22 protein-coding genes are annotated in these 17,660 nt (G+C 39.5%); 9 read left to right on the forward strand and 13 right to left on the reverse strand.

Annotated features, from left to right (window positions below; translation table 11 throughout):
- Positions 1-15 precede the first annotated feature (15 nt).
- The gene (locus tag RCC89_03225) at positions 16-777 is read right to left on the reverse strand and encodes a TIM barrel protein (GenBank protein WMJ72182.1); all 762 of its coding nucleotides are present in this window, start codon (positions 775-777) and stop codon (positions 16-18) included.
- Positions 778-1,136: 359 nt separating this feature from the next.
- Here RCC89_03225 and RCC89_03230 point away from each other — a divergent pair, with 359 nt between their 5' ends.
- The 5 genes from RCC89_03230 to RCC89_03250 all read left to right on the forward strand — a co-directional run bounded on the left by RCC89_03230 (position 1,137) and on the right by RCC89_03250 (position 7,486).
- On the forward strand, positions 1,137-1,511 hold the full coding sequence (locus RCC89_03230) for a hypothetical protein (protein WMJ72183.1): 375 nt from the start codon (positions 1,137-1,139) through the stop codon (positions 1,509-1,511).
- Positions 1,512-1,881: 370 nt separating this feature from the next.
- A complete protein-coding gene (locus RCC89_03235; GenBank protein WMJ72184.1) occupies positions 1,882-3,501 on the forward strand; it encodes an ATP-binding cassette domain-containing protein in 1,620 nt (539 codons plus the stop codon).
- Positions 3,502-3,718: 217 nt separating this feature from the next.
- Positions 3,719-4,762 carry a Fe(3+) ABC transporter substrate-binding protein gene (locus tag RCC89_03240; protein WMJ72185.1) on the forward strand — a complete coding sequence of 348 codons (1,044 nt, stop codon included), beginning with the start codon at positions 3,719-3,721 and terminating at the stop codon, positions 4,760-4,762.
- Entirely contained in the window at positions 4,722-6,425 is a 1,704-nt protein-coding gene (locus RCC89_03245; protein WMJ72186.1) for an iron ABC transporter permease, read from the forward strand. The genes RCC89_03240 and RCC89_03245 overlap by 41 nt, the downstream gene beginning before the upstream one ends.
- Positions 6,422-7,486 (forward strand): ABC transporter ATP-binding protein, encoded by a 1,065-nt coding sequence (locus tag RCC89_03250; GenBank protein WMJ72187.1) that lies wholly within the window; start codon positions 6,422-6,424, stop codon positions 7,484-7,486. The genes RCC89_03245 and RCC89_03250 overlap by 4 nt, the downstream gene beginning before the upstream one ends.
- A gap of 24 nt (positions 7,487-7,510) precedes the next feature.
- On the opposite strand, the gene RCC89_03255 is transcribed toward RCC89_03250, so the two are convergent.
- Positions 7,511-8,161 carry a DUF2461 domain-containing protein gene (locus RCC89_03255; protein WMJ72188.1) on the reverse strand — a complete coding sequence of 217 codons (651 nt, stop codon included), beginning with the start codon at positions 8,159-8,161 and terminating at the stop codon, positions 7,511-7,513.
- A 131-nt stretch (positions 8,162-8,292) separates the two neighbouring features.
- Here RCC89_03255 and RCC89_03260 point away from each other — a divergent pair, with 131 nt between their 5' ends.
- Positions 8,293-8,826: a hypothetical protein gene (locus RCC89_03260; protein WMJ72189.1), complete on the forward strand. Its 534-nt coding sequence runs from the start codon at positions 8,293-8,295 to the stop codon at positions 8,824-8,826.
- Here RCC89_03260 and RCC89_03265 read toward each other — a convergent pair whose 3' ends face one another.
- The 7 genes from RCC89_03265 to RCC89_03295 all read right to left on the reverse strand — a co-directional run bounded on the left by RCC89_03265 (position 8,827) and on the right by RCC89_03295 (position 13,745).
- Positions 8,827-9,585, reverse strand: coding sequence for a DUF2490 domain-containing protein (locus RCC89_03265; protein WMJ72190.1), 759 nt, complete (start codon positions 9,583-9,585; stop codon positions 8,827-8,829).
- A 585-nt stretch (positions 9,586-10,170) separates the two neighbouring features.
- Positions 10,171-10,839, reverse strand: coding sequence for a porin family protein (locus tag RCC89_03270; GenBank protein WMJ72191.1), 669 nt, complete (start codon positions 10,837-10,839; stop codon positions 10,171-10,173).
- 329 nt (positions 10,840-11,168) lie between these two features.
- On the reverse strand, positions 11,169-11,453 hold the full coding sequence (locus RCC89_03275; GenBank protein WMJ72192.1) for a type II toxin-antitoxin system RelE/ParE family toxin: 285 nt from the start codon (positions 11,451-11,453) through the stop codon (positions 11,169-11,171).
- Positions 11,441-11,623: a hypothetical protein gene (locus RCC89_03280; GenBank protein ID WMJ72193.1), complete on the reverse strand. Its 183-nt coding sequence runs from the start codon at positions 11,621-11,623 to the stop codon at positions 11,441-11,443. Before RCC89_03280 ends, RCC89_03275 begins: the two co-directional genes overlap by 13 nt.
- A gap of 503 nt (positions 11,624-12,126) precedes the next feature.
- Positions 12,127-12,585 (reverse strand): hypothetical protein, encoded by a 459-nt coding sequence (locus RCC89_03285; GenBank protein WMJ72194.1) that lies wholly within the window; start codon positions 12,583-12,585, stop codon positions 12,127-12,129.
- Positions 12,582-13,439 carry a hypothetical protein gene (locus tag RCC89_03290; protein WMJ72195.1) on the reverse strand — a complete coding sequence of 286 codons (858 nt, stop codon included), beginning with the start codon at positions 13,437-13,439 and terminating at the stop codon, positions 12,582-12,584. The genes RCC89_03285 and RCC89_03290 overlap by 4 nt, the downstream gene beginning before the upstream one ends.
- Before the next feature lie 3 nt (positions 13,440-13,442).
- Positions 13,443-13,745, reverse strand: a complete 303-nt coding sequence (locus RCC89_03295; protein WMJ72196.1) for a hypothetical protein — start codon at positions 13,743-13,745, stop codon at positions 13,443-13,445.
- 48 nt (positions 13,746-13,793) lie between these two features.
- On the opposite strand from RCC89_03295, the gene RCC89_03300 reads away from it, so the two are divergent.
- On the forward strand, positions 13,794-14,180 hold the full coding sequence (locus RCC89_03300) for a hypothetical protein (protein WMJ72197.1): 387 nt from the start codon (positions 13,794-13,796) through the stop codon (positions 14,178-14,180).
- Positions 14,181-14,211: 31 nt separating this feature from the next.
- A complete protein-coding gene (locus RCC89_03305) occupies positions 14,212-15,132 on the forward strand; it encodes a transposase (protein ID WMJ72198.1) in 921 nt (306 codons plus the stop codon).
- Here the strand turns inward: RCC89_03305 and RCC89_03310 are convergent.
- Both RCC89_03310 and RCC89_03315 read right to left on the reverse strand, forming a co-directional pair.
- A complete protein-coding gene (locus RCC89_03310) occupies positions 15,073-15,414 on the reverse strand; it encodes an ATP-binding protein (protein WMJ72199.1) in 342 nt (113 codons plus the stop codon). The genes RCC89_03305 and RCC89_03310 overlap by 60 nt on opposite strands.
- Entirely contained in the window at positions 15,415-15,633 is a 219-nt protein-coding gene (locus RCC89_03315; protein ID WMJ72200.1) for a helix-turn-helix transcriptional regulator, read from the reverse strand.
- 147 nt (positions 15,634-15,780) lie between these two features.
- On the opposite strand from RCC89_03315, the gene RCC89_03320 reads away from it, so the two are divergent.
- Positions 15,781-15,981 carry a hypothetical protein gene (locus RCC89_03320; GenBank protein WMJ72201.1) on the forward strand — a complete coding sequence of 67 codons (201 nt, stop codon included), beginning with the start codon at positions 15,781-15,783 and terminating at the stop codon, positions 15,979-15,981.
- A gap of 720 nt (positions 15,982-16,701) precedes the next feature.
- On the opposite strand, the gene RCC89_03325 is transcribed toward RCC89_03320, so the two are convergent.
- A complete protein-coding gene (locus RCC89_03325; protein ID WMJ72202.1) occupies positions 16,702-17,025 on the reverse strand; it encodes a type II toxin-antitoxin system PemK/MazF family toxin in 324 nt (107 codons plus the stop codon).
- Positions 17,016-17,261, reverse strand: coding sequence for an AbrB/MazE/SpoVT family DNA-binding domain-containing protein (locus RCC89_03330; protein WMJ72203.1), 246 nt, complete (start codon positions 17,259-17,261; stop codon positions 17,016-17,018). Before RCC89_03330 ends, RCC89_03325 begins: the two co-directional genes overlap by 10 nt.
- Between the last annotated feature and the right edge of the window lie 399 nt (positions 17,262-17,660).

A 17,660-nucleotide genomic window follows, 5' to 3' on the forward strand; every position in this document is an offset into this window, starting at 1 on the left:
TCTTCAAATCCTTTTTTATTCATTGATCAGTTCCCTGGTTTTCTCTAATAACCTTTTTGTTGCCATTATGCCTTCTACCTCGTCTAACCGGTCTCCATCATATTCAATGCCCAAATAGCCTTTGAAACCAGACTGTTTTATCAATGATAGCATTTTGCCATAATCTATAGTGGTCTCGTTTCCTTTTTCGTCAAAGTCAAAGGCTTTGGCACTTACCCCCTTGGCAAAAGGCAACAGCTCTTTTACCCCTTTATATTTATCATAAGTTTCTACGCAGGGAGATTCCCACAAGTCGCCTTTTTCCCGGCGAACGCAAAAGTTGCCAAAATCGGGCAATGTGCCGGCATAAGGGTTATCGACGGCTTTCAGTACTTCCACCACTAAACTTGCTTTGGAAGACCATTGCCCATGGTTTTCGGCCAATACGTGAATATCATGTTCGGCGCCAAAGGCTGCCAACCTTGCCCATCCGTCTATAGCGGCATCTTTCCATATATCTTCGTCATGGTCTCCGTGAAGGTTAATCCTAATGGAGTGACACCCCAAGAATTTGGCAGCTTCAATCCATTTAAAGTGGTTTTCCGCGGCTTTTTCCCGCACTTTCTTATTTCTGTCGGCCAAGTTTCCTTCTCCGTCTACCATAATGAGCAGGTTTTTTACCCCTAGATCTTCTGATTGCCTCTTTAGTTGATTCAAAAAGCCTTTGTCGGTGGCTTTATCGGCAAAAAACTGGTTGACATATTCAACCGCATCAATATCAAATTTTTCCCTGGCCATTTTTATAAAATCAAATGTGTCCATTTCGCCCTTAAAAAGAGATCGGTGGAAAGACCATTGCGCAAGGGATATGTTAAAATCCAGTTTTTCCTTAGATGCAAATAAGGTTGAGGGAGATAATAAAAGGGAAGTTAACAACCCTGCATTTTTTATGAATTGACGTCTGTTTTGGCCCATTTTACAAGTTTATATAAACACTTTCAATGTAACGTGACGATATGGTGTTGTTTGGCTTCTTTTAATGGTGTGTTTTTGTAGATTATTAAAACTAATGTATATATTTGCCATTTATAAAGTCACGTCATTTGGCCAATCATGGCTATAGTGACAATATTTTAAACCAAATTTATAAAATAATCATGAAAAGGTCTTTGCTATTTTTGCTTACAGCGTTATTAACATTATCCCTTTTTTCTTGCTCTAAAGATGAAGATCCAAAGCCAGAAGAGAATGAAGTCGAAGAAATTTTCTTGTCTAGTTTTTATACAAACCTAATGGTGCAACTTGACTGGGATCATTTAGAAGGGGTTGACTATTACAATGTTTACTTTGCTGAAAAAGGAAACGACTTAGAGAAAATTGCTACTATTGATGAGGATGGCGACAGAATCAGGTTTACCATCAACGAGGGTATTCAAGGCGATACTGAGTACCATGTTAAAGTAAAAGGTTATAATGCTGACTCTAAAGTAATCGGCTCTTCCGGTGATGTAGTGTTCACTACACCTGAATAAATTATATAGTGAGCGTAAAGACTGCCAAGCTAGACTTTGCGCTCACCTTACCTCTACATAGGGCCTACAGTTTCCAATTCAGGAAGTGTTATTTTCACCGTGGTAGACGCTTCATTTTTATAATAAATATCAGTGGTTCCGCCGTAATAGTTTACGATGTGTTGCTCGCATTTCCTCGCTTGTTATGTAGCTATTCTTTCTAAAAATATGTGGAATCTTTGTTCTTTTGTCGTCGCATTACGAACCCTAATGCGTATTCCTTAGTTAATTTTTTACATCAGAGGGAATAATAAATCCCAATAACTTCTTATTTCCCTTTAAGAAGTTTAATTTTGTAACTAAGTTATCATTATACCTTACATACTTAACTATGATCAGTACCAGTAATCTTACTGTCCGTTTTGGCAAGAGAACTTTATTTGAAGACGTTACTATAAAATTTACCCCAGGTAACTGTTATGGCCTCATTGGCGCAAATGGTACAGGGAAATCTACCTTTCTTAAAGTATTATCTGGAGAACAAGATGCGCAGTCAGGGCGTGTGGAAATTACTCCAGGTGAGCGGTTGGCTGTTTTAAAGCAGAACCATTTTGAATTTGACGAGCACCCTGTTCTTCAAACTGTCATTATGGGACACAAGCAGCTTTATGCTATTATGCAGGAAAAAGACGCCATTTATGCCAAGCCTGATTTTTCAGAAGAAGATGGTGTAAGAGCTTCTGAGCTTGAAGCCGAATTTGCCGATATGAACGGCTGGAATGCTGAAGCGGAAGCTGCAGAGTTGCTTAGTGGCTTAGGTATTAAAGAAGACATTCATTATTCTTTGATGAAGGACATTGAGCCCAATGAAAAAGTAAGAGTGCTTTTGGCACAGGCACTTTTTGGTAACCCTGACATCCTATTGCTCGATGAGCCTACCAACCACCTTGACATAGAGTCTATCAGATGGCTGGAAAACTTCTTATATAATTTTAAAAATACGGTAATTGTCGTTTCCCACGATAGGCACTTCCTTGACCAGGTGTGTACGCATATCGCAGATATTGACTATGGGAAAATACAGTTGTTTACAGGTAACTACTCTTTCTGGTACCACACAAGTCAGTTGGCCGCCAAGCAAAGGGCAGACCAAAACAAGAAGGCCGAAGAAAAGCGTGCAGAGCTTCAGGAATTTATTGCAAGGTTTAGCGCCAATGCTTCAAAGTCACGTCAGGCAACTTCGAGACAGAAATTTCTGGACAAAATCACAGTTGAAGACATTAAACCTTCGTCTAGAAAATATCCTGCTGTTATCTTTAAACCAGAAAGAGAACCCGGCGATCAAATCCTTACTGTAGAAGGGCTTTCGAAATGCCAGAATGGAGAGACCCTTTTCAATAATGTATCCTTTACTGTCAACAAGGACGATAAAATAGCCTTTGTAAGCCAAGACTCATTAGCTATTTCTGCTTTGTTGGATATTATCAATGACAAGGATAAAGCCGATGCCGGAAGTTTTAAATGGGGAATAACCATCAATAAATCTTATTTCCCAGCAGACAATTCAGAGTATTTCAATACTGACCTAAATTTGGTTGATTGGTTAAGGCAATATTCTGAAGAAAAGGATGAAAGCTTCGTACGTGGTTTTTTAGGAAAGATGTTGTTTTCGGGAGAAGAGTCCTTAAAGAAGGCAAGCGTACTCTCCGGAGGTGAAAAAGTGCGGTGCATGCTTTCAAAAATGATGCTCTCCGAAGCGAACGTTTTGGTATTAGACGAACCTACGAACCACCTGGATCTTGAATCCATTATTGCCCTAAACAATGGTTTGAAAGACTTTTCCGGAAACGTTTTGTTTACCTCTCATGACTTTGAATTTGTCAACTCCATCGCTAACAGGATTATCGAAATCACACCAAATGGCATATTGGATAAGCTTATGAGCTATGAAGACTATGTAAATGATGAATATATCAAGAAACAACGGGAAGAGCTTTACGCCGATGTATAATTTTAAAGACCTGCTTGCAGGTCTTTTTTTATGCTATTTCGTTTATGTTGAACATGCTAGCTCAAGTTAAAGGTGGAGGTAAATATTCTATGTGAATTATCATCCGCAAAAAGGGGTTTATGTAAATAAATATTATTTAACATTCGTTTTAGATCTGTGCGGTTAATAAGATTTATCCTAAACAATTGTTAAATTTGGGCTATCAATTCCAAAAACTATGTCCTCTACACTAAAACTTCTTTATAGTTTAATATTAGCAACGGTATTACTATCATCATGCAATTCAGGAACAGATACTCAATCTTCGGATAATGCAGTAAATGTTTACACGCATCGACATTATGATGTAGATCAGTTGCTTTTTGAAAAGTTTACAGAAACAACTGGCATTAAAGTTAATGTGGTAAGCGCAAGTGCAGACGAGCTTATCAAAAAGCTGGAAATGGAAGGCAGTCGTTCACCTGCCGATATACTTATTACTGTTGATGCAGGACGTTTGCAAAGTGCGGCCTCTAAAGGTTTGCTTCAACCGGTTGATTCTGAAATCTTGAAAAAAAATATTCCTTCTGCTTTTAGGGACATCGACAATAAGTGGTTTGGCTTTACTTATCGAGCGCGGGCACTAGTTTATAATAAGGACAAAGTACAAGCAGAAGAGCTTAGCACTTATGAGGCACTTGCGGAGCAAAAATGGCAAGGTCGGGTACTGACACGTTCTTCTGAAAATGTATACAATCAGTCATTGGTTGCTTCTGTTATTGCAGATAAAGGGTTAGAAGAAACTAGAACATGGGCCGAAGGGCTTACAAGTAACTTTGCCAGAACACCTAAGGGGAATGATAGAGATCAAATAAAAGCCGTGGCTTCAGGCCTTGGCGATGTGGCTATTGTTAACACTTACTATCTTGGTAAGCTTTTAGAATCTAAAAACCCTGAAGAAATAGCCGCTGTAGAAAAAACAGGTGTCTTTTTCCCAAATCAGGAAGGGTACGGGACACACATTAATATAAGTGGAGCAGGAGTTGCTGCCCATGCACCTAATAAAGACAACGCTGTCAAATTTCTGAAATTCCTTTCTAGCGAAACAGCACAACAAATATTTACAGATCAAAATTATGAGTATCCTGTAAACACAAATGTTCAGTGGTCTACTTTGCTTCAGTCGTGGGGAACATTCAAGGCAGATACCACACATCTGAGTGTGTTAGGAGAAAAAAATCGTGAAGCCGTCATTCTCATGGATGAAATCGGGTGGAAATAATATAACTGGTTTGCTAACTATACTAAGTAATAATTTATACAAACTGCGCAGGTCATTCACTATATGGATGGCCTTTGCGCTTTTGATTGTACTGCTTATTGCTACGCCTATCTTGACCATTGCCGTGAGTATCCTTGAAGGGCCTGGCGAAACAATGCAGCATTTAAGCACTACGGTTTTAAAAGACTATATTGTCAACTCTGTTGCTATCATGGTGGGCACAGGGCTGCTTAGCCTGTTGCTGGGAATAAGTACAGCGTGGTTTGTCAGCACATGTCAATTTCCAGGTAAAAAAATATTTGAGTGGGCGTTAATCCTTCCTTTGGCCATCCCGACTTATATCATAGCCATTACCTATGCAGGTATTGCCGATTTTACAGGCTTTTTTCAGACCTCACTGAAGGCAATTACCGGTAGTTATGTTAGCATAGATGTAATGAATATATATGGTGTAATATGGATCATGTCATTTGTCCTATACCCTTATATATATTTAATCGCAAGAGCATCTTTTACCAGTCAGTCCAGGACGATATTAGAATCGGGGCGGATGTTAGGCGCCGGTTCTTATGCCACATTCTTTAAATTAGCGCTTCCTGTAACCCGTCCAGCCATAATAGGTGGATTGACTTTGGTGCTAATGGAGGTCCTCAATGATTACGGAGCTGTTAAGTACTTTGGTGTTTCTACCTTTACAACCGGTATTTTCAGGGCCTGGCTATCGCTGGGTGATTTTAATGCTGCAGTATATCTTTCAGCCATTCTAATGCTTTTTATTTTAACTTTAATTTTACTTGAAAGGTATCAACGTGGACAAGCCAAATATGACGATGGCAATGCAACTCCTAAACCATTGCGTCCATACCAGCTTAAAGGATGGCAAAAAACAGTGGTATTTGTAATATGTTTTACCCCTTTGTTTTTTGGGTTTCTGTTGCCTTTGATACAATTGTTCGTCTGGGCAACAAGCACGTTCTCTTCAGTCATTAACTGGCAGTTCTTGCAACTTATCATAAACAGTTTCTCCTTGGCGGTAGCCGCTTCTGTCATTTGCTTGCTCGCAGCTACCGTATTGATATATTCTGTAAAACTAAATCAATCGCTGGCAATGAAAACCTTGGCCAGGTTTTCGGTGCTGGGTTATTCCATTCCAGGCGCTGTTATTGCTGTGGGGGTTATGGTGCCACTTCTTTTCTTGGACAAGAGTTTGGTGCCTCTTTTGGAAGACCTAACCGGCTCTGCTTATGGCCTTCTGTTAACTGGAACATCTTTTGCTTTGCTTTTCGCTTATTTAGTAAGGTTTTTGGCCGTAGCTTATAACCCTATCGATGCAGGCTTTAAGAAAGTTGGCAACAGTGTCGACGAGGCCTCTAGGTCTTTGGGTGCTGGACCATTTAAAACGTTAACAAAAATACATCTTCCGCTTATTAAGGGAGCATTGCTGAGTGGTGCATTATTGGTTTTTGTTGATGTCTTAAAAGAGCTTCCTTTGACATTGATATTGCGGCCTTTTAACTTCAACACCTTGGCGACGAAGACATTTGAATTGGCCGGTGATGAAATGATAGCCGAATCTGCTATCCCGGCTTTAATTATTATAGCAACAGGGGTTGTTCCTATCATTATATTGAGCAACCTCATTTCCGGAGGAACTAAAAAATGAATATCCTGCAAATAAATACGCTATCTAAAAAGTATTCCAGCAAAGGCCCTTGGGCGCTGAAGAATATTAACCTGGAAGTGGAAAAGGGCGAGCTTCTTGCCCTTATTGGCGAAAGCGGTAGCGGAAAGAGTACCCTTTTGCGGCTGATTGCTGGGTTTGAAGATCCTGATGATGGAGAGATATTTATTAATGACCAATGTGTAGCTGGAAAAAGAAATTTTATTTCTCCCGAAAAAAGACAAGTCGGCATGGTCTTCCAAGATTATGCCTTATTCCCGCATATGGACATTGCTGAAAATGTAGGTTTTGGAATTAAACAGCTTTCTGGCAAGGAAAAGAAAGAACGGGTGGGAAAATGTCTTTCACTTGTGGGCTTGAGTGGCTATGAAAAAAGATACCCCCATCAACTTTCTGGTGGACAACAGCAACGTATAGCCCTTGCAAGGGCCATGGCTCCCAACCCGGGTCTGATCTTACTGGATGAACCTTTTAGCAATCTCGATGGTGTCCTGAAGGACCAGGTAAGGGAAGAGATAAGAAATATCATTAAAACATCTGGCACAACGGCAATATTTGTTACCCACGATACGAAAGACGCACTTTCGACCGCTGATAGAATAGCAATTTTAAAAGACGGTGAAATTCAACAGATTGGTTATCCTGAAGAAGTTTATAACACGCCTGCCAATACTTATGTGGCAAACTTTTTTGGCAAAACAAACCTTCTAAATGCCACGCCTGAGGATGGAGGGTTAAAAACACCTGTAGGCTTTATACCTTGTCCATGCCATACCCCAGGTAAAGTCATTATGGCCATACGCCCGGAAAACATTGATGTTTGCTCCTATTCAGAAAGCCCTTACCGGGGAAGAATCAAGTCGGTAACCTATCTGGGCGATCAAAAACAAATCATTATAGAGGTAGAGCATCCCAAAGAGACATGTTGTTTGATGGTTAGGGTACCAGCCGATACTGCAATTCAGGTGAATGAAAAAATTGGATTCAATATTAAAGAAGAGAAAATAAATATTTTACAGGACCAAAACAGGCTTGCCGATTAAGCCTTGTAGTTTGAAATGCCTGTTTTAAGCAATATTCAGCCCTTGATAGAAAAAGTTGTTAAAAGGCAGCAGCCGTTTGGCTGTGTCAATAAGGGTGGCGTGGAAATTTTCGGAGACAACTTCCTCATCAGAAAACTGTTTGCCAGCAAAAAAGCTCTTGTATTTAAGCAAATCTGCAAAGGGATGGGTATCATGGTAGGCTTTTGGCATCCGCTTCAGTTTTACCGCTTCCAATTCAAAGTCCTTAAATGACTTAGCGTTAATGATGTCCAAGAGTGCTTGTCCGTTTTCATCCAGCGTATTTCTGATTTCTGCGAGCTTTGCTGGTTCAGGGGCATAAACACCTGCTCCAAAATACGTTTTGCCTGGTTGTATATGGACATAGTATCCAGGGCCGGTAGATTTTCGGCCTTCATATGATATAAAAGCCCCAAAATGAAGTTTATATGGTGTTTTGTCCTTCGAAAAGCGGATGTCTCTATTAATCCTAAACACACAGTCTTTCGGGCTTTGCAGTGCCACCATAGGGTCAAAGTCGCCTATGCCTGCAATGAGAGAGGCTATAAACTGCATGAACATATCTCTACAGCCAGTGTACCTTTCTTTTTGCCCATGAAACCATTCTCTATGGTTGTTTTCTTTGAGTTCTTCCAGAAAATGCAATATATCCTTCATTGTATCTATTTAGGCCATAGGTTCTTTCAATCTGATAAATCTATCAAAGTAAAATTAGTATTCTACAAATAGTAAAACAAAATGCAGGACAGGTTAGTTTTTAGCATGTTTCTTTTACTTACTTTTTTACAATGAGAAATTACTTCTTCATCTTGGCACTGCTTTTCATAACAATTACCGGTTGTAAAAAATATGAAGACGGTCCACTGGTAAGCCTTCGTTCACCAGAAACCAGAATTACTGGCAATTGGGCTATAGAGGGATATTACATTGATGGTGAAAATGCTGAAATTATAGAGGTTTTTGAGCAGGTGGTGTGCAATGGCAACCAAGAAAGGGTACTGCGTCGAGCTGATAAGCTCTTAAAATGGGATTTGATTCTTGAGGAGTCTGGAAAGATGCACATGGAACAGCGTTTTGAAATCAAGGAAACGTCTAACTATTGTGAACCGTCTTATAGAAAGAGAGAAAGTCATAGGGCTTATACAGGGTCGTGGGAGTTTATCAATGATAAAACTGAACTCAAACTTTCTTTTGATGCTAACGATCGAACAGAAGTTTATACCATTAGGGAGTTAAGAAAGAAGAGTTTGTTTGTTGTTGGCGATATTCCCGCTTCTTTTGGCGAGGTGAACCGTGTGGGCTTGTCTTTCCGCAAAGAGTAGCTAGGGCCTCAAGTCAATGTTGTGGTACAGGGTCATCCTGTAGATATTTCTGTTAAAGAAGGATTCTCCATCCCTCAACTGTTGGTACCAATGAGAATACCCTAGCTCAAGGTCGAAATGGTCGCTTAGGTTGACAAAAAAAGCAGCCGAAAACCTACTTTGGTCAAATACATTGTATTCTACATTCCTTCCCATGTTAATCATTACTTCTTCTGCAATCCTAAAGTGTACACCCCGTGATTGGTTTAACTTAAACAGTCGTCTTTGCAATTGTAACTGATACCTTACCCTCCAATTGAAATTGTAGCCTGCTAACAACCGCTCATCATCTGCCCTTCGAAAGAACCTTTCCTCCAGCCTGTAGCGGTGCCGAATCTGCCATTCCCCAAGGTCGTTCTTTACCACCACTTCCTGAAATGGCCGTAATTCAGGTACAGCAAGCTCAGATAGATTCATTGGTTCATGAGGGTGCTGCATAGCATATACAAAGCCCTGTGACAAGGAAACATTTTCACTAATATGAAAGAAGGGTTGCGCTCTAAACAAAAAATGGTGCCTCACATTTGGATAGAAATGCCTGCGGTCATCGGCATGAGCTTGCCACTCCCATTTGTCAGACAAGAAAATACGGTTGTGGTACCTTAGCCAGTAAAGATCTTGGTGTATTTGTTGCCTGTTAAAACCGTTGTTTTGACCAAACACTTGGCCACATAACGCTTGCAACAGCAATATGCCTACGGTCAGTAATTTTCCGTTCATTCATTTTACTCCTTTAGAGAATAACTGTTGCATCAGATTCCAGTTATTAATAAACCCGATTTTTTGCATTACACAAAGCTGTCATAGGTATGGGGACACCGCGAAAACAATATCATTTCTTAAGAAAAAGGCTAAAGTAGCATGCTTAGCCCTTTCGGGAAAATTCGTAGCAGGGGGTAACGACCAAGTGAACGGACGCATTTTTAATTTTAGGATTACCCATTTAAGTCTCTAGGAACTATTAAGTTTTTTTGTATTTATATTGCTTTAAACGGTCTTCATTAAATGGCTGTATGTGCCATTGTTAGAAAATAAGGCGGCCATTGATGAAATTGCGTTAAGTGAAGCGGCCAAAAAATTTGCTGTTTAAGCCCGACGCAAGGAGGGTGAGTTTCATCCCGATAGCTATCGGGATAGCGTAATGGTTATAAAGTTTAGCAAATTTCATCACAGGCCTTGACTTTTTTGCTTACTTTTTTTGTCTAAGAAAAAAAGTAAGGCCCTGCCGGCGAGGCAAAAAGTAACTTAGCGAGCCTAAGTAAGCTAATAACACTTTGGATGTCTAAATGGGTAACCCTATTTAATTTAATGCAAGTATTTCATGCCTACGGAAAGTGTCATTCCATAGTGTGTTATTCTATTACCTTGGTGGTGTTTAGGGTTTGCAAAGGAATTGAAACTTGTTTGGTAAGAGAATGACGTAAACAACCAATAATTGTTCATGTATTTATAACCTGCCCCCAGCTCCGCAAAGCCTGCCAAATCAAAATTTGCCAACTCACTGGTGATATTATGTCTATCAGTGCCAGTGGTTCTTACTTGACCCCATTGAGAGGTAAACCTGGGTTCGACTAGGGTTGCAGATACCAGAAAAGAGGGGATTAGCCCTACATTTGTAAAAGCATACAGCTTATTTCCTGTATTAAACCCTACTTTTATCGGTATTGAAGCGTAATCAATGTTGTATCTTATTAAGTCATGAATCAACATGTTGCCGTTCCAATCCGTTAAGATAATGTCTTCAGTATATCCACGTTGGTTATAAATGAGATCAACCCCAAGCGAAAAGCGGTCTGTTAATAAGTATTCATAAGTCATTCCAGCAGAAACCCCAGTCCTGAAGTTTGGTTGAGCATCAAGGTCGCGAAAGTTAACATTTGTATGATTTACACCACCTTTAATCCCAATAAATTGATTCTGTGCGGTCGCTTCTAAAGCAATAGCAACAAGGACACCTAAAAGAAAATATTTCACTTGTTATTCGTAGAAGCTCTATTTGCCTCCGGCTATTAAATTCTAAAGTTAGTTTAATTTCTTTTTATTTTTATGATTTTTTTGGTTGAGATAAAAATATTTTTTGAACTCTGGTTGGTTTTGCTCCTATTTAACATGGATAATGCATTAGATCTGGTTATGAGGGTTAAAAGAATAAAATTCGATAGCTATCGGGTACGGTTATCCCGCCTGTGGCGGGATAAAGTTGTGATGCCGGCAACGGCAGGCTTACCTTCGGTAGGCAGAGGCGCACGCTGCCAGTTTTTTTAGTTGGCAGAGCTGTCTAGATTGATTAGCAGGCGTAATTATCAATTTAGTAGCTTTGAACTGTGGTTTACTGTTAGGATTTCAATCAATTCGGAATTTTTAATCTCGTAAATTATCCTATATCGTCCCGAAATCAATTCCCTTATTTTATTATCATTAATTTCAGGAACCACTCTCCCCATTTCAGGATATTCTTTTAATATTTGGGTTTTATCAAATATCTTTTCAATCGTTAAATCAGCATATCTCGGACTATCTTTCGCTATATATTCAGCAATATCATTTAAATCCTGAATTGCCCTTTTAATCCATATTATTTGGACCATTTTTTTATCATGCTTTTTGCTTGGTCTTCTGAATATTTCAATCCTTCTTGAGATTGTTTTTGTGCCTCTTCCACTTTTTGAATTATGATTAATCTATCCACAAGTTCATCTATAGAAAATTCTTCAGGAAGGTCATCAAGAGTTTTTATCAATTTTGTTTTTCTAATCATGGCGTTAAGCTCTTTACCTAATTAAATAACGAAAAATTTAACTTAAAAGCTACTTTCTTTTTCTTTTTATCTTTGCTAACGTTGAGCGTAACAGATGCTGGAGATTTTTAAGTAATTTCCTATCCACCGCTAAAATGTGAAGGTAAAGAGAAACAGCCTGATTAACAATGCTCACCCCCTCTGATATATATTATACTGCGCGCGCCCGGTATGGGCATCTGATATCGAAGATACCATATTATTCCAGAGGGTGCAATGCCTGTCCCGAATACTTTCGGGATCTCCGCCAACTGGCGGACAAATTAGTGAAGCCTGTTAACAAGTGGTCCTTAATATTGGGATGGTTTACCGTGAGGGGCGGAGCATTAAGAAATTTTCCAGTGGAGATTTTTAGCGATGAGCCGGCTTGTAGGGGAGGTACGAGACGTTCTTATGTCACCTGAGGCGCACTCTGTCAGTTTTTTTAGCTGGCAGAGCCGTCTACACGATTGTGCGTTCGTGCTTTATTTCTTTTTCTTCTTCTTTTTTAATAATTCTTCTGCTTTATCTAGAGACAAACAGCATATATTTCCATAAGACTCGTCTCCTCTTTCATATAATTGATAAACATTAACAAAGTTGTAGTAAGCAATAATTGCTTTTGGATTATTCTTTGCCGCTATCAAGATATTATATGATGAAGTTCGAAGGTCTTCCCGGATGATATCATCTACATAACGCTTTAATTCTTCATCCGAAACAATCGTTTCTTTATCAAGTTTTTCTCTAAACGCTTTCCTTCTTGCTTTGGAATTTTTCGGATCGATCAGATTTCGTACAATCCCTTTTTTAAGTGCTGCATAATCCTCCTGAGATTTGGTAGGAAACGCCATCAATGAATTTCCTTTTTCATCGGTAGGGTATAACCAAAGATTCCCTTTTAAAGATTTTTTGATTTTTCTTGGTAACCGAAATCGTTTCATAATACTTTCCATTTTCCCCTTGTTCCACCAATGCGTTCAATTTTTGCTTCTTCTTTCAGTTTATCCAGATGGTATTTAACTCCATCTTCGGTTATATCACCCAATGCTTCCGCCAGCTTCTTTCTGCTCATAGACGGATGTTGTCTGAGTAGTTCAATAATTTTCTCCGAAATGATTTGGGTAGTCATTTGGGTAGTGTTTTGGGTAGTCAATTGGGTAGTTCTATCTTTGGGTTTCAACGGAATGATCGTCTTGAAAATGTCATCTTCAATAAATTCCGGTTTTGTTCCCGGAGTATAAATGCCACAATATTTGAAGGTATTCCGAACGCCTGAACCCAGTTCGTCTACCCGGCCAGTTTCTTTGAAGAACTTGGCGATCACTGGATTTTTAGGATAAGGTGAAAAGTTGGCCGGATCAATCACTCCACCATCATGGGGACGATTCCAGTTTTCAGCTAATACCCGGTCTTTTTCAATAATGAGTTTGGCCGGAAAAGCATTGGCAAATTCCCGGTGGACTAGCAGATTTCCGACTACTTCACGGAAAATGCGGTCGCGGAGGCTGATGCGTTGTTCACCTTCCTGATAAAATTTGTCCGGTAAATGTTTCCGCACAAAAACCATGAGCCGATCGTAGCTTTCTATAAGGTTGGTACGAATATCATCCCGGTCATCATAGCGATCTACATTTTCTACCCGGAGAATAGCATCCGTTTTATGGTGAGGCAATACGCTCTGTATGACTTCATCTTTTCCGAGCAGCAATACGGCTGCCAGTGTATAACCGTCTTTTCCGGTTTGATGGTCGTGCTTGAACAGTCCGGCTGAACGTAGTAGTTCTTCATCTGTCATGTCCTACCAGGGATGGTCTGACCGTTCGTTTTTGGCCAATGTGCGGACACAACTGAACAATTCCTGTTTAAAATCGGAAAGTTTCAGGTAAGGATAAATCCGGCTTTCAGAATAGGTGGCTTGTTTTCGCAGGTACAGTTGGGTGACTTGTTCGGTTTGCCGAGTAATGTCAAAATCCCCGTCCTCATTCCGGTCGAATATCTTTCCGTTGGTGCTGTATACCTGTGAGCTTTCCGGTACATATACATAAATCACTTTCTTGTCTTCAAAGTCGACCACCTGCGTTGACAGGTAAAACGGGCTCACACGTAAAAGTTGGGGAGTTTTGGTTTGATTTGTTAATTTTAAGGCAAGATGAAAGAAAACATTATTGCCCCTTTTTTGCCGGAAGGCATACTAGATTTTTTTGAAATAGAAGCTGTAATAGAGCTATGTGACCTGAACAGCAAAAGATCCTTTTATAAAATCAACCTCATTGAGCAGAACCGGCTATTAGGAAAACATAATCCTGAAGAGTACGAGTCTAAAGGTTTTTATGAACCTAAAATTGTGCAAGATTTCCCTATAAGGGGAAAAGCCGTTTATCTTGAATTTAAGCGACGAAGGTGGAGGCATAAAACATGCAAGAACAAAATAGTTTACAATGACTATTCATTTGTAGCTGAAGGCTCTAAAATCACTCAAGAGCTTTCAGATTTTTTAAAAGGTACAGGTCGAGACCCGCGAAGATACCATTGGTAACATTGGCAGCTATTATGAGGTCAAAGGGGATTTGTTGAGGAGGCACTATAAGAAGAAAAGCAGTGGGTTTAAGCAGTGGGAACAAAAAGAGCATGCAGAAGACTATTTGGTCTTTCCGGACAATATCGGAGAGCATCTCAGTATAGACGAAGTTGCACTGTCAAAAGGAGAGTTGTACACTTTTATTACCAATAAAAACGGGAGAGGCAAAAGAGGCTCTTTGGTAGCTTCTGTAAAAGGCACATTGTCGGCAAATATCATACAAGTTCTGGAGAAAATCCCTCTGGAACAAAGGAATAAAGTAAAGGAAGTAACCCTTGACATGGCAAAAAACATGGAGTCATCCGCAAGAACATGTTTCCCCATGGCAAATTTGGTTACAGACCGCTTTCATGTAGTAAGGCTGGCCCTGGAGGCTCTACAACATATAAGGGTCAATCAAAGATGGGTTGAACTAGATATGGAAAACAAGGCTATCGAAGCTGCCAAAAAGAATGGCGTTAGGTATAAAGCACCCTTATTGCCCAATGGGGACACCCCAAAGCAACTTTTGGCCCGCTGCAGGTATGTCTTTGCCAAAAAGAAAGCTGATTGGACTCAAAGCCAAGAGCAGAGAGCCAACATAGCTTTTGAAAATTATCCAGACCTCAAAAAAGCTTATGACCATGTTCTTGAGTTTAGGCTAATATATGAAAGCAACACAAAAATTTCCGCTGAAAAAAAGTTTAATGAATGGATCAATAAAACTCATGAGATGGAAATTAAAGAATTTTTAACGGTAGCAAATACAGTAAGCAACCATATGAGCAATATTCTAAACTTCTTTGACAATAGATCTACCAATGCAAATGCGGAATCTTTTAATTCAAAAATAAAGCTCTTCAGGGCAAACTTAAGAGGCGTTGTAGATACCAGGTTTTTCTTGTTCAGGCTCTCTAAGCTTTTTGCTTAAATCCCCAGAAAAATACGGTGACCCGTAAAACGGTGGACTCAGCTTTTGCGGATTGTTGGCATTGGTAATAATGTTATTGACAATGTCCTGAACACAATCTTCTATCACACCCTCAACTGTTCCATCATTCTTCACGCCCAGCAGTAAATACCCGCCTCTGCGATTGAGAAAGGCACAGATAGATTCAAAGGCATCTTTGTTCAGTTCAAATTGAGAGGTTTTGAACTCGATTTCAATGCCCTCGCCTTTTTGCAATATTTCTTTGAACTTTTCGGGGGTCATTTATAATGATGGTTTGTCATTGCCTGAAACAAGAAGATCACAAATATCTACTTCTAAGATTTCAGCAATTTTTTTCAATTCTTTTAAATGAGGTTGAGATTTATTGATACACCAATTAGAAATGGTATGTTCATTTTTGTTTAGCCGGGTAGCCAACTCTTTTTGACTTACACCTTTTCGTACCAAAACCTCTTTGATCTTGTTGATTCGTTCGTTCATACCGATAAAGGTATAAAATGCAATATTTTTTTACACTAATGAAACTCATTTTATCATAAATGGAAGTTAAATATGATAATCAACATTACATTAATGTAATTTTATTTTGCGCTTGTATTGTTCGTTCAAATTTAAATTTTTGAAATTGTGAGCAGAAGATACACGAAAGATGATTTTGAACAAATTGTATACACACAATTAGAAAATCTTAACGCTATGCACGATTTGTTAAGCATCATGAAGCATCAAAATGAGTTACTGAACAGTGCCAATAAAAAGTTGAAGGATGAAATATCGGAATTTAAGGAGAAACAAGTTCGGTATCCGATCAAAAAGAGAACTTCATAGCCATGACAAGCAATTTATTCAGTCCATATTTCACATCCATAATATGGAATGCCCTGAGTGCGAAGCGGAAGTACTATCTGTTGATCTTCTGGTAACTGATTATGATTCTGTTCTATTACCTGGACCATGAAAAATAGTTGTCCAATCATTGTGACAATATAAATTGTTTCGTTTTGAAAGTTACCTTCATAAACAACTTGTCTTAAACGTAGTTGGTTTACATTTAGTAATGGTTGCCACATAATTTACATTTTTAAAGTTAGATTGGTTTTACTAGCATGACGCACAACGTTTGGGCTATGATCTGTGGCCGATTTAAAATAGCTTCAATATCCGCCCGAGATAAAGATAGTGAAAAGCAGAAAAGTTTCCGTTACCTACACACCGGCCATAGATTATAGCCTCGTGTGTGCGCCCGGTATGGGCATCTGGTATCTAAGGTACCATATTATTCCAGAGGGCGTAATGCCTGTCCCGAATACTTTCTGGATCTCCGCCAGCTGGCGGACAAGTTGGTGAAGCCTGTTAGCAAGTGGTCCCGATAGCTATCGGGATGGCTTACCGTTAGAGGACAGAGCGTAAAGAAAATCTCCGGTGGAGATTTTTAGCGATGAGCCGGCTTGTAGGGTGGGCGAGACGCTCTTATATCATCTGAGGCGCACTCTGTCAGTTATTCTGGCTGGCAGAGCCGTCTACACGATTACTCAACGTTCACTTCTTTTACTCCACAAATGTTTCGCTTATAGCTTTTTTACATTTTGCAATTTCTCCGGTAGAAAGCATTCCTAAATTTTTTATAATTCTTAATTTGTCAATTGTCCTGATTTGGTCAATTACAACCCATCCTTCCTGATTATTATGATTCACTTTAATTCTGGTAGGATAACTATGGCTTTTAGTAGTCATAGGAGCTATAACAACTGTTCTTAAATAATCATTTAATTCATCTGGTGAAATTATTACGCAAGGCCTGGTTTTCTGAATTTCGCTGCCGATGGTGGGGTCAAGATTGACCAGAACAATTGAATATTGCTTCATTTCCATTCATCAAAATTTTCATCATCAAATACATCATCTATAATCAATTTGTCCTCACCCCTTTCGGCCATTTTTTTAAAGGCATCCCTCCATCCTTTTCTTGGTTCATCGATAGGCCTTAAAATAATCTGATTTTCTTCAAGGATTAATTCAACATTGTCCTTGATGTTATATCTATCGAGGATTGCCTTACTGAGCCTAAGTCCTTTTGAATTCCCAATTTTGATAATTTGTGTTTTCATAGCCATAGTAATTACAAAGTTATTACTTTAACGCAAATATCAAAGAAAAAGTTTTTATTAGGGAGAATGCTTTTTTTGAATGTTGGGTAACGGTGAGTGTAGCCGATGCTGGGGATTTTAAAGCAGTTTCCTATCCACCGGCAGAAAAGAAGGATAGAGAGAAAACGTTTGACTTACAAGCCTCAGTCCCAGTATTGGCTACACATTGTGTGCGCCCGGTATGGGCATCTGGTATCGAAGATACCAGATGCCCATACCGGGCGTAATGCCTGTCCCGAATACTTTCTGGATCTCCGCCAGCTGGCGGACAAGTTGGTGAAGCCTGTTAGCAAGTGGTCCCGATAGCTATCGGGATGGCTTACCGTTAGAGGACAGAGCGTAAAGAAAATCTCCGGTGGA

This window comes from Cytophagaceae bacterium ABcell3 (genome assembly GCA_030913385.1).
Lineage (GTDB): Bacteria > Bacteroidota > Bacteroidia > Cytophagales > Cytophagaceae > ABcell3.

Bases quoted from the DNA above. Each gene is read 5' to 3' on its own strand.
- RCC89_03225 (WMJ72182.1), bottom strand. From the start codon at position 777: ATGGCCAGGGAAAAATTTGATATTGATGCGGTTGAATATGTCAACCAG.
- RCC89_03230 (WMJ72183.1), top strand. From the start codon at position 1,137: ATGAAAAGGTCTTTGCTATTTTTGCTTACAGCGTTATTAACATTATCC.
- RCC89_03235 (WMJ72184.1), top strand. From the start codon at position 1,882: ATGATCAGTACCAGTAATCTTACTGTCCGTTTTGGCAAGAGAACTTTA.
- RCC89_03240 (WMJ72185.1), top strand. From the start codon at position 3,719: ATGTCCTCTACACTAAAACTTCTTTATAGTTTAATATTAGCAACGGTA.
- RCC89_03250 (WMJ72187.1), top strand. From the start codon at position 6,422: ATGAATATCCTGCAAATAAATACGCTATCTAAAAAGTATTCCAGCAAA.
- RCC89_03255 (WMJ72188.1), bottom strand. From the start codon at position 8,161: ATGAAGGATATATTGCATTTTCTGGAAGAACTCAAAGAAAACAACCAT.
- RCC89_03260 (WMJ72189.1), top strand. From the start codon at position 8,293: ATGAGAAATTACTTCTTCATCTTGGCACTGCTTTTCATAACAATTACC.
- RCC89_03265 (WMJ72190.1), bottom strand. From the start codon at position 9,585: ATGAACGGAAAATTACTGACCGTAGGCATATTGCTGTTGCAAGCGTTA.
- RCC89_03275 (WMJ72192.1), bottom strand. From the start codon at position 11,453: ATGGTCCAAATAATATGGATTAAAAGGGCAATTCAGGATTTAAATGAT.
- RCC89_03280 (WMJ72193.1), bottom strand. From the start codon at position 11,623: ATGATTAGAAAAACAAAATTGATAAAAACTCTTGATGACCTTCCTGAA.
- RCC89_03285 (WMJ72194.1), bottom strand. From the start codon at position 12,585: ATGAAACGATTTCGGTTACCAAGAAAAATCAAAAAATCTTTAAAAGGG.
- RCC89_03290 (WMJ72195.1), bottom strand. From the start codon at position 13,439: ATGACAGATGAAGAACTACTACGTTCAGCCGGACTGTTCAAGCACGAC.
- RCC89_03300 (WMJ72197.1), top strand. From the start codon at position 13,794: ATGAAAGAAAACATTATTGCCCCTTTTTTGCCGGAAGGCATACTAGAT.
- RCC89_03310 (WMJ72199.1), bottom strand. From the start codon at position 15,414: ATGACCCCCGAAAAGTTCAAAGAAATATTGCAAAAAGGCGAGGGCATT.
- RCC89_03315 (WMJ72200.1), bottom strand. From the start codon at position 15,633: ATGAACGAACGAATCAACAAGATCAAAGAGGTTTTGGTACGAAAAGGT.
- RCC89_03325 (WMJ72202.1), bottom strand. From the start codon at position 17,025: ATGGAAATGAAGCAATATTCAATTGTTCTGGTCAATCTTGACCCCACC.
- RCC89_03330 (WMJ72203.1), bottom strand. From the start codon at position 17,261: ATGAAAACACAAATTATCAAAATTGGGAATTCAAAAGGACTTAGGCTC.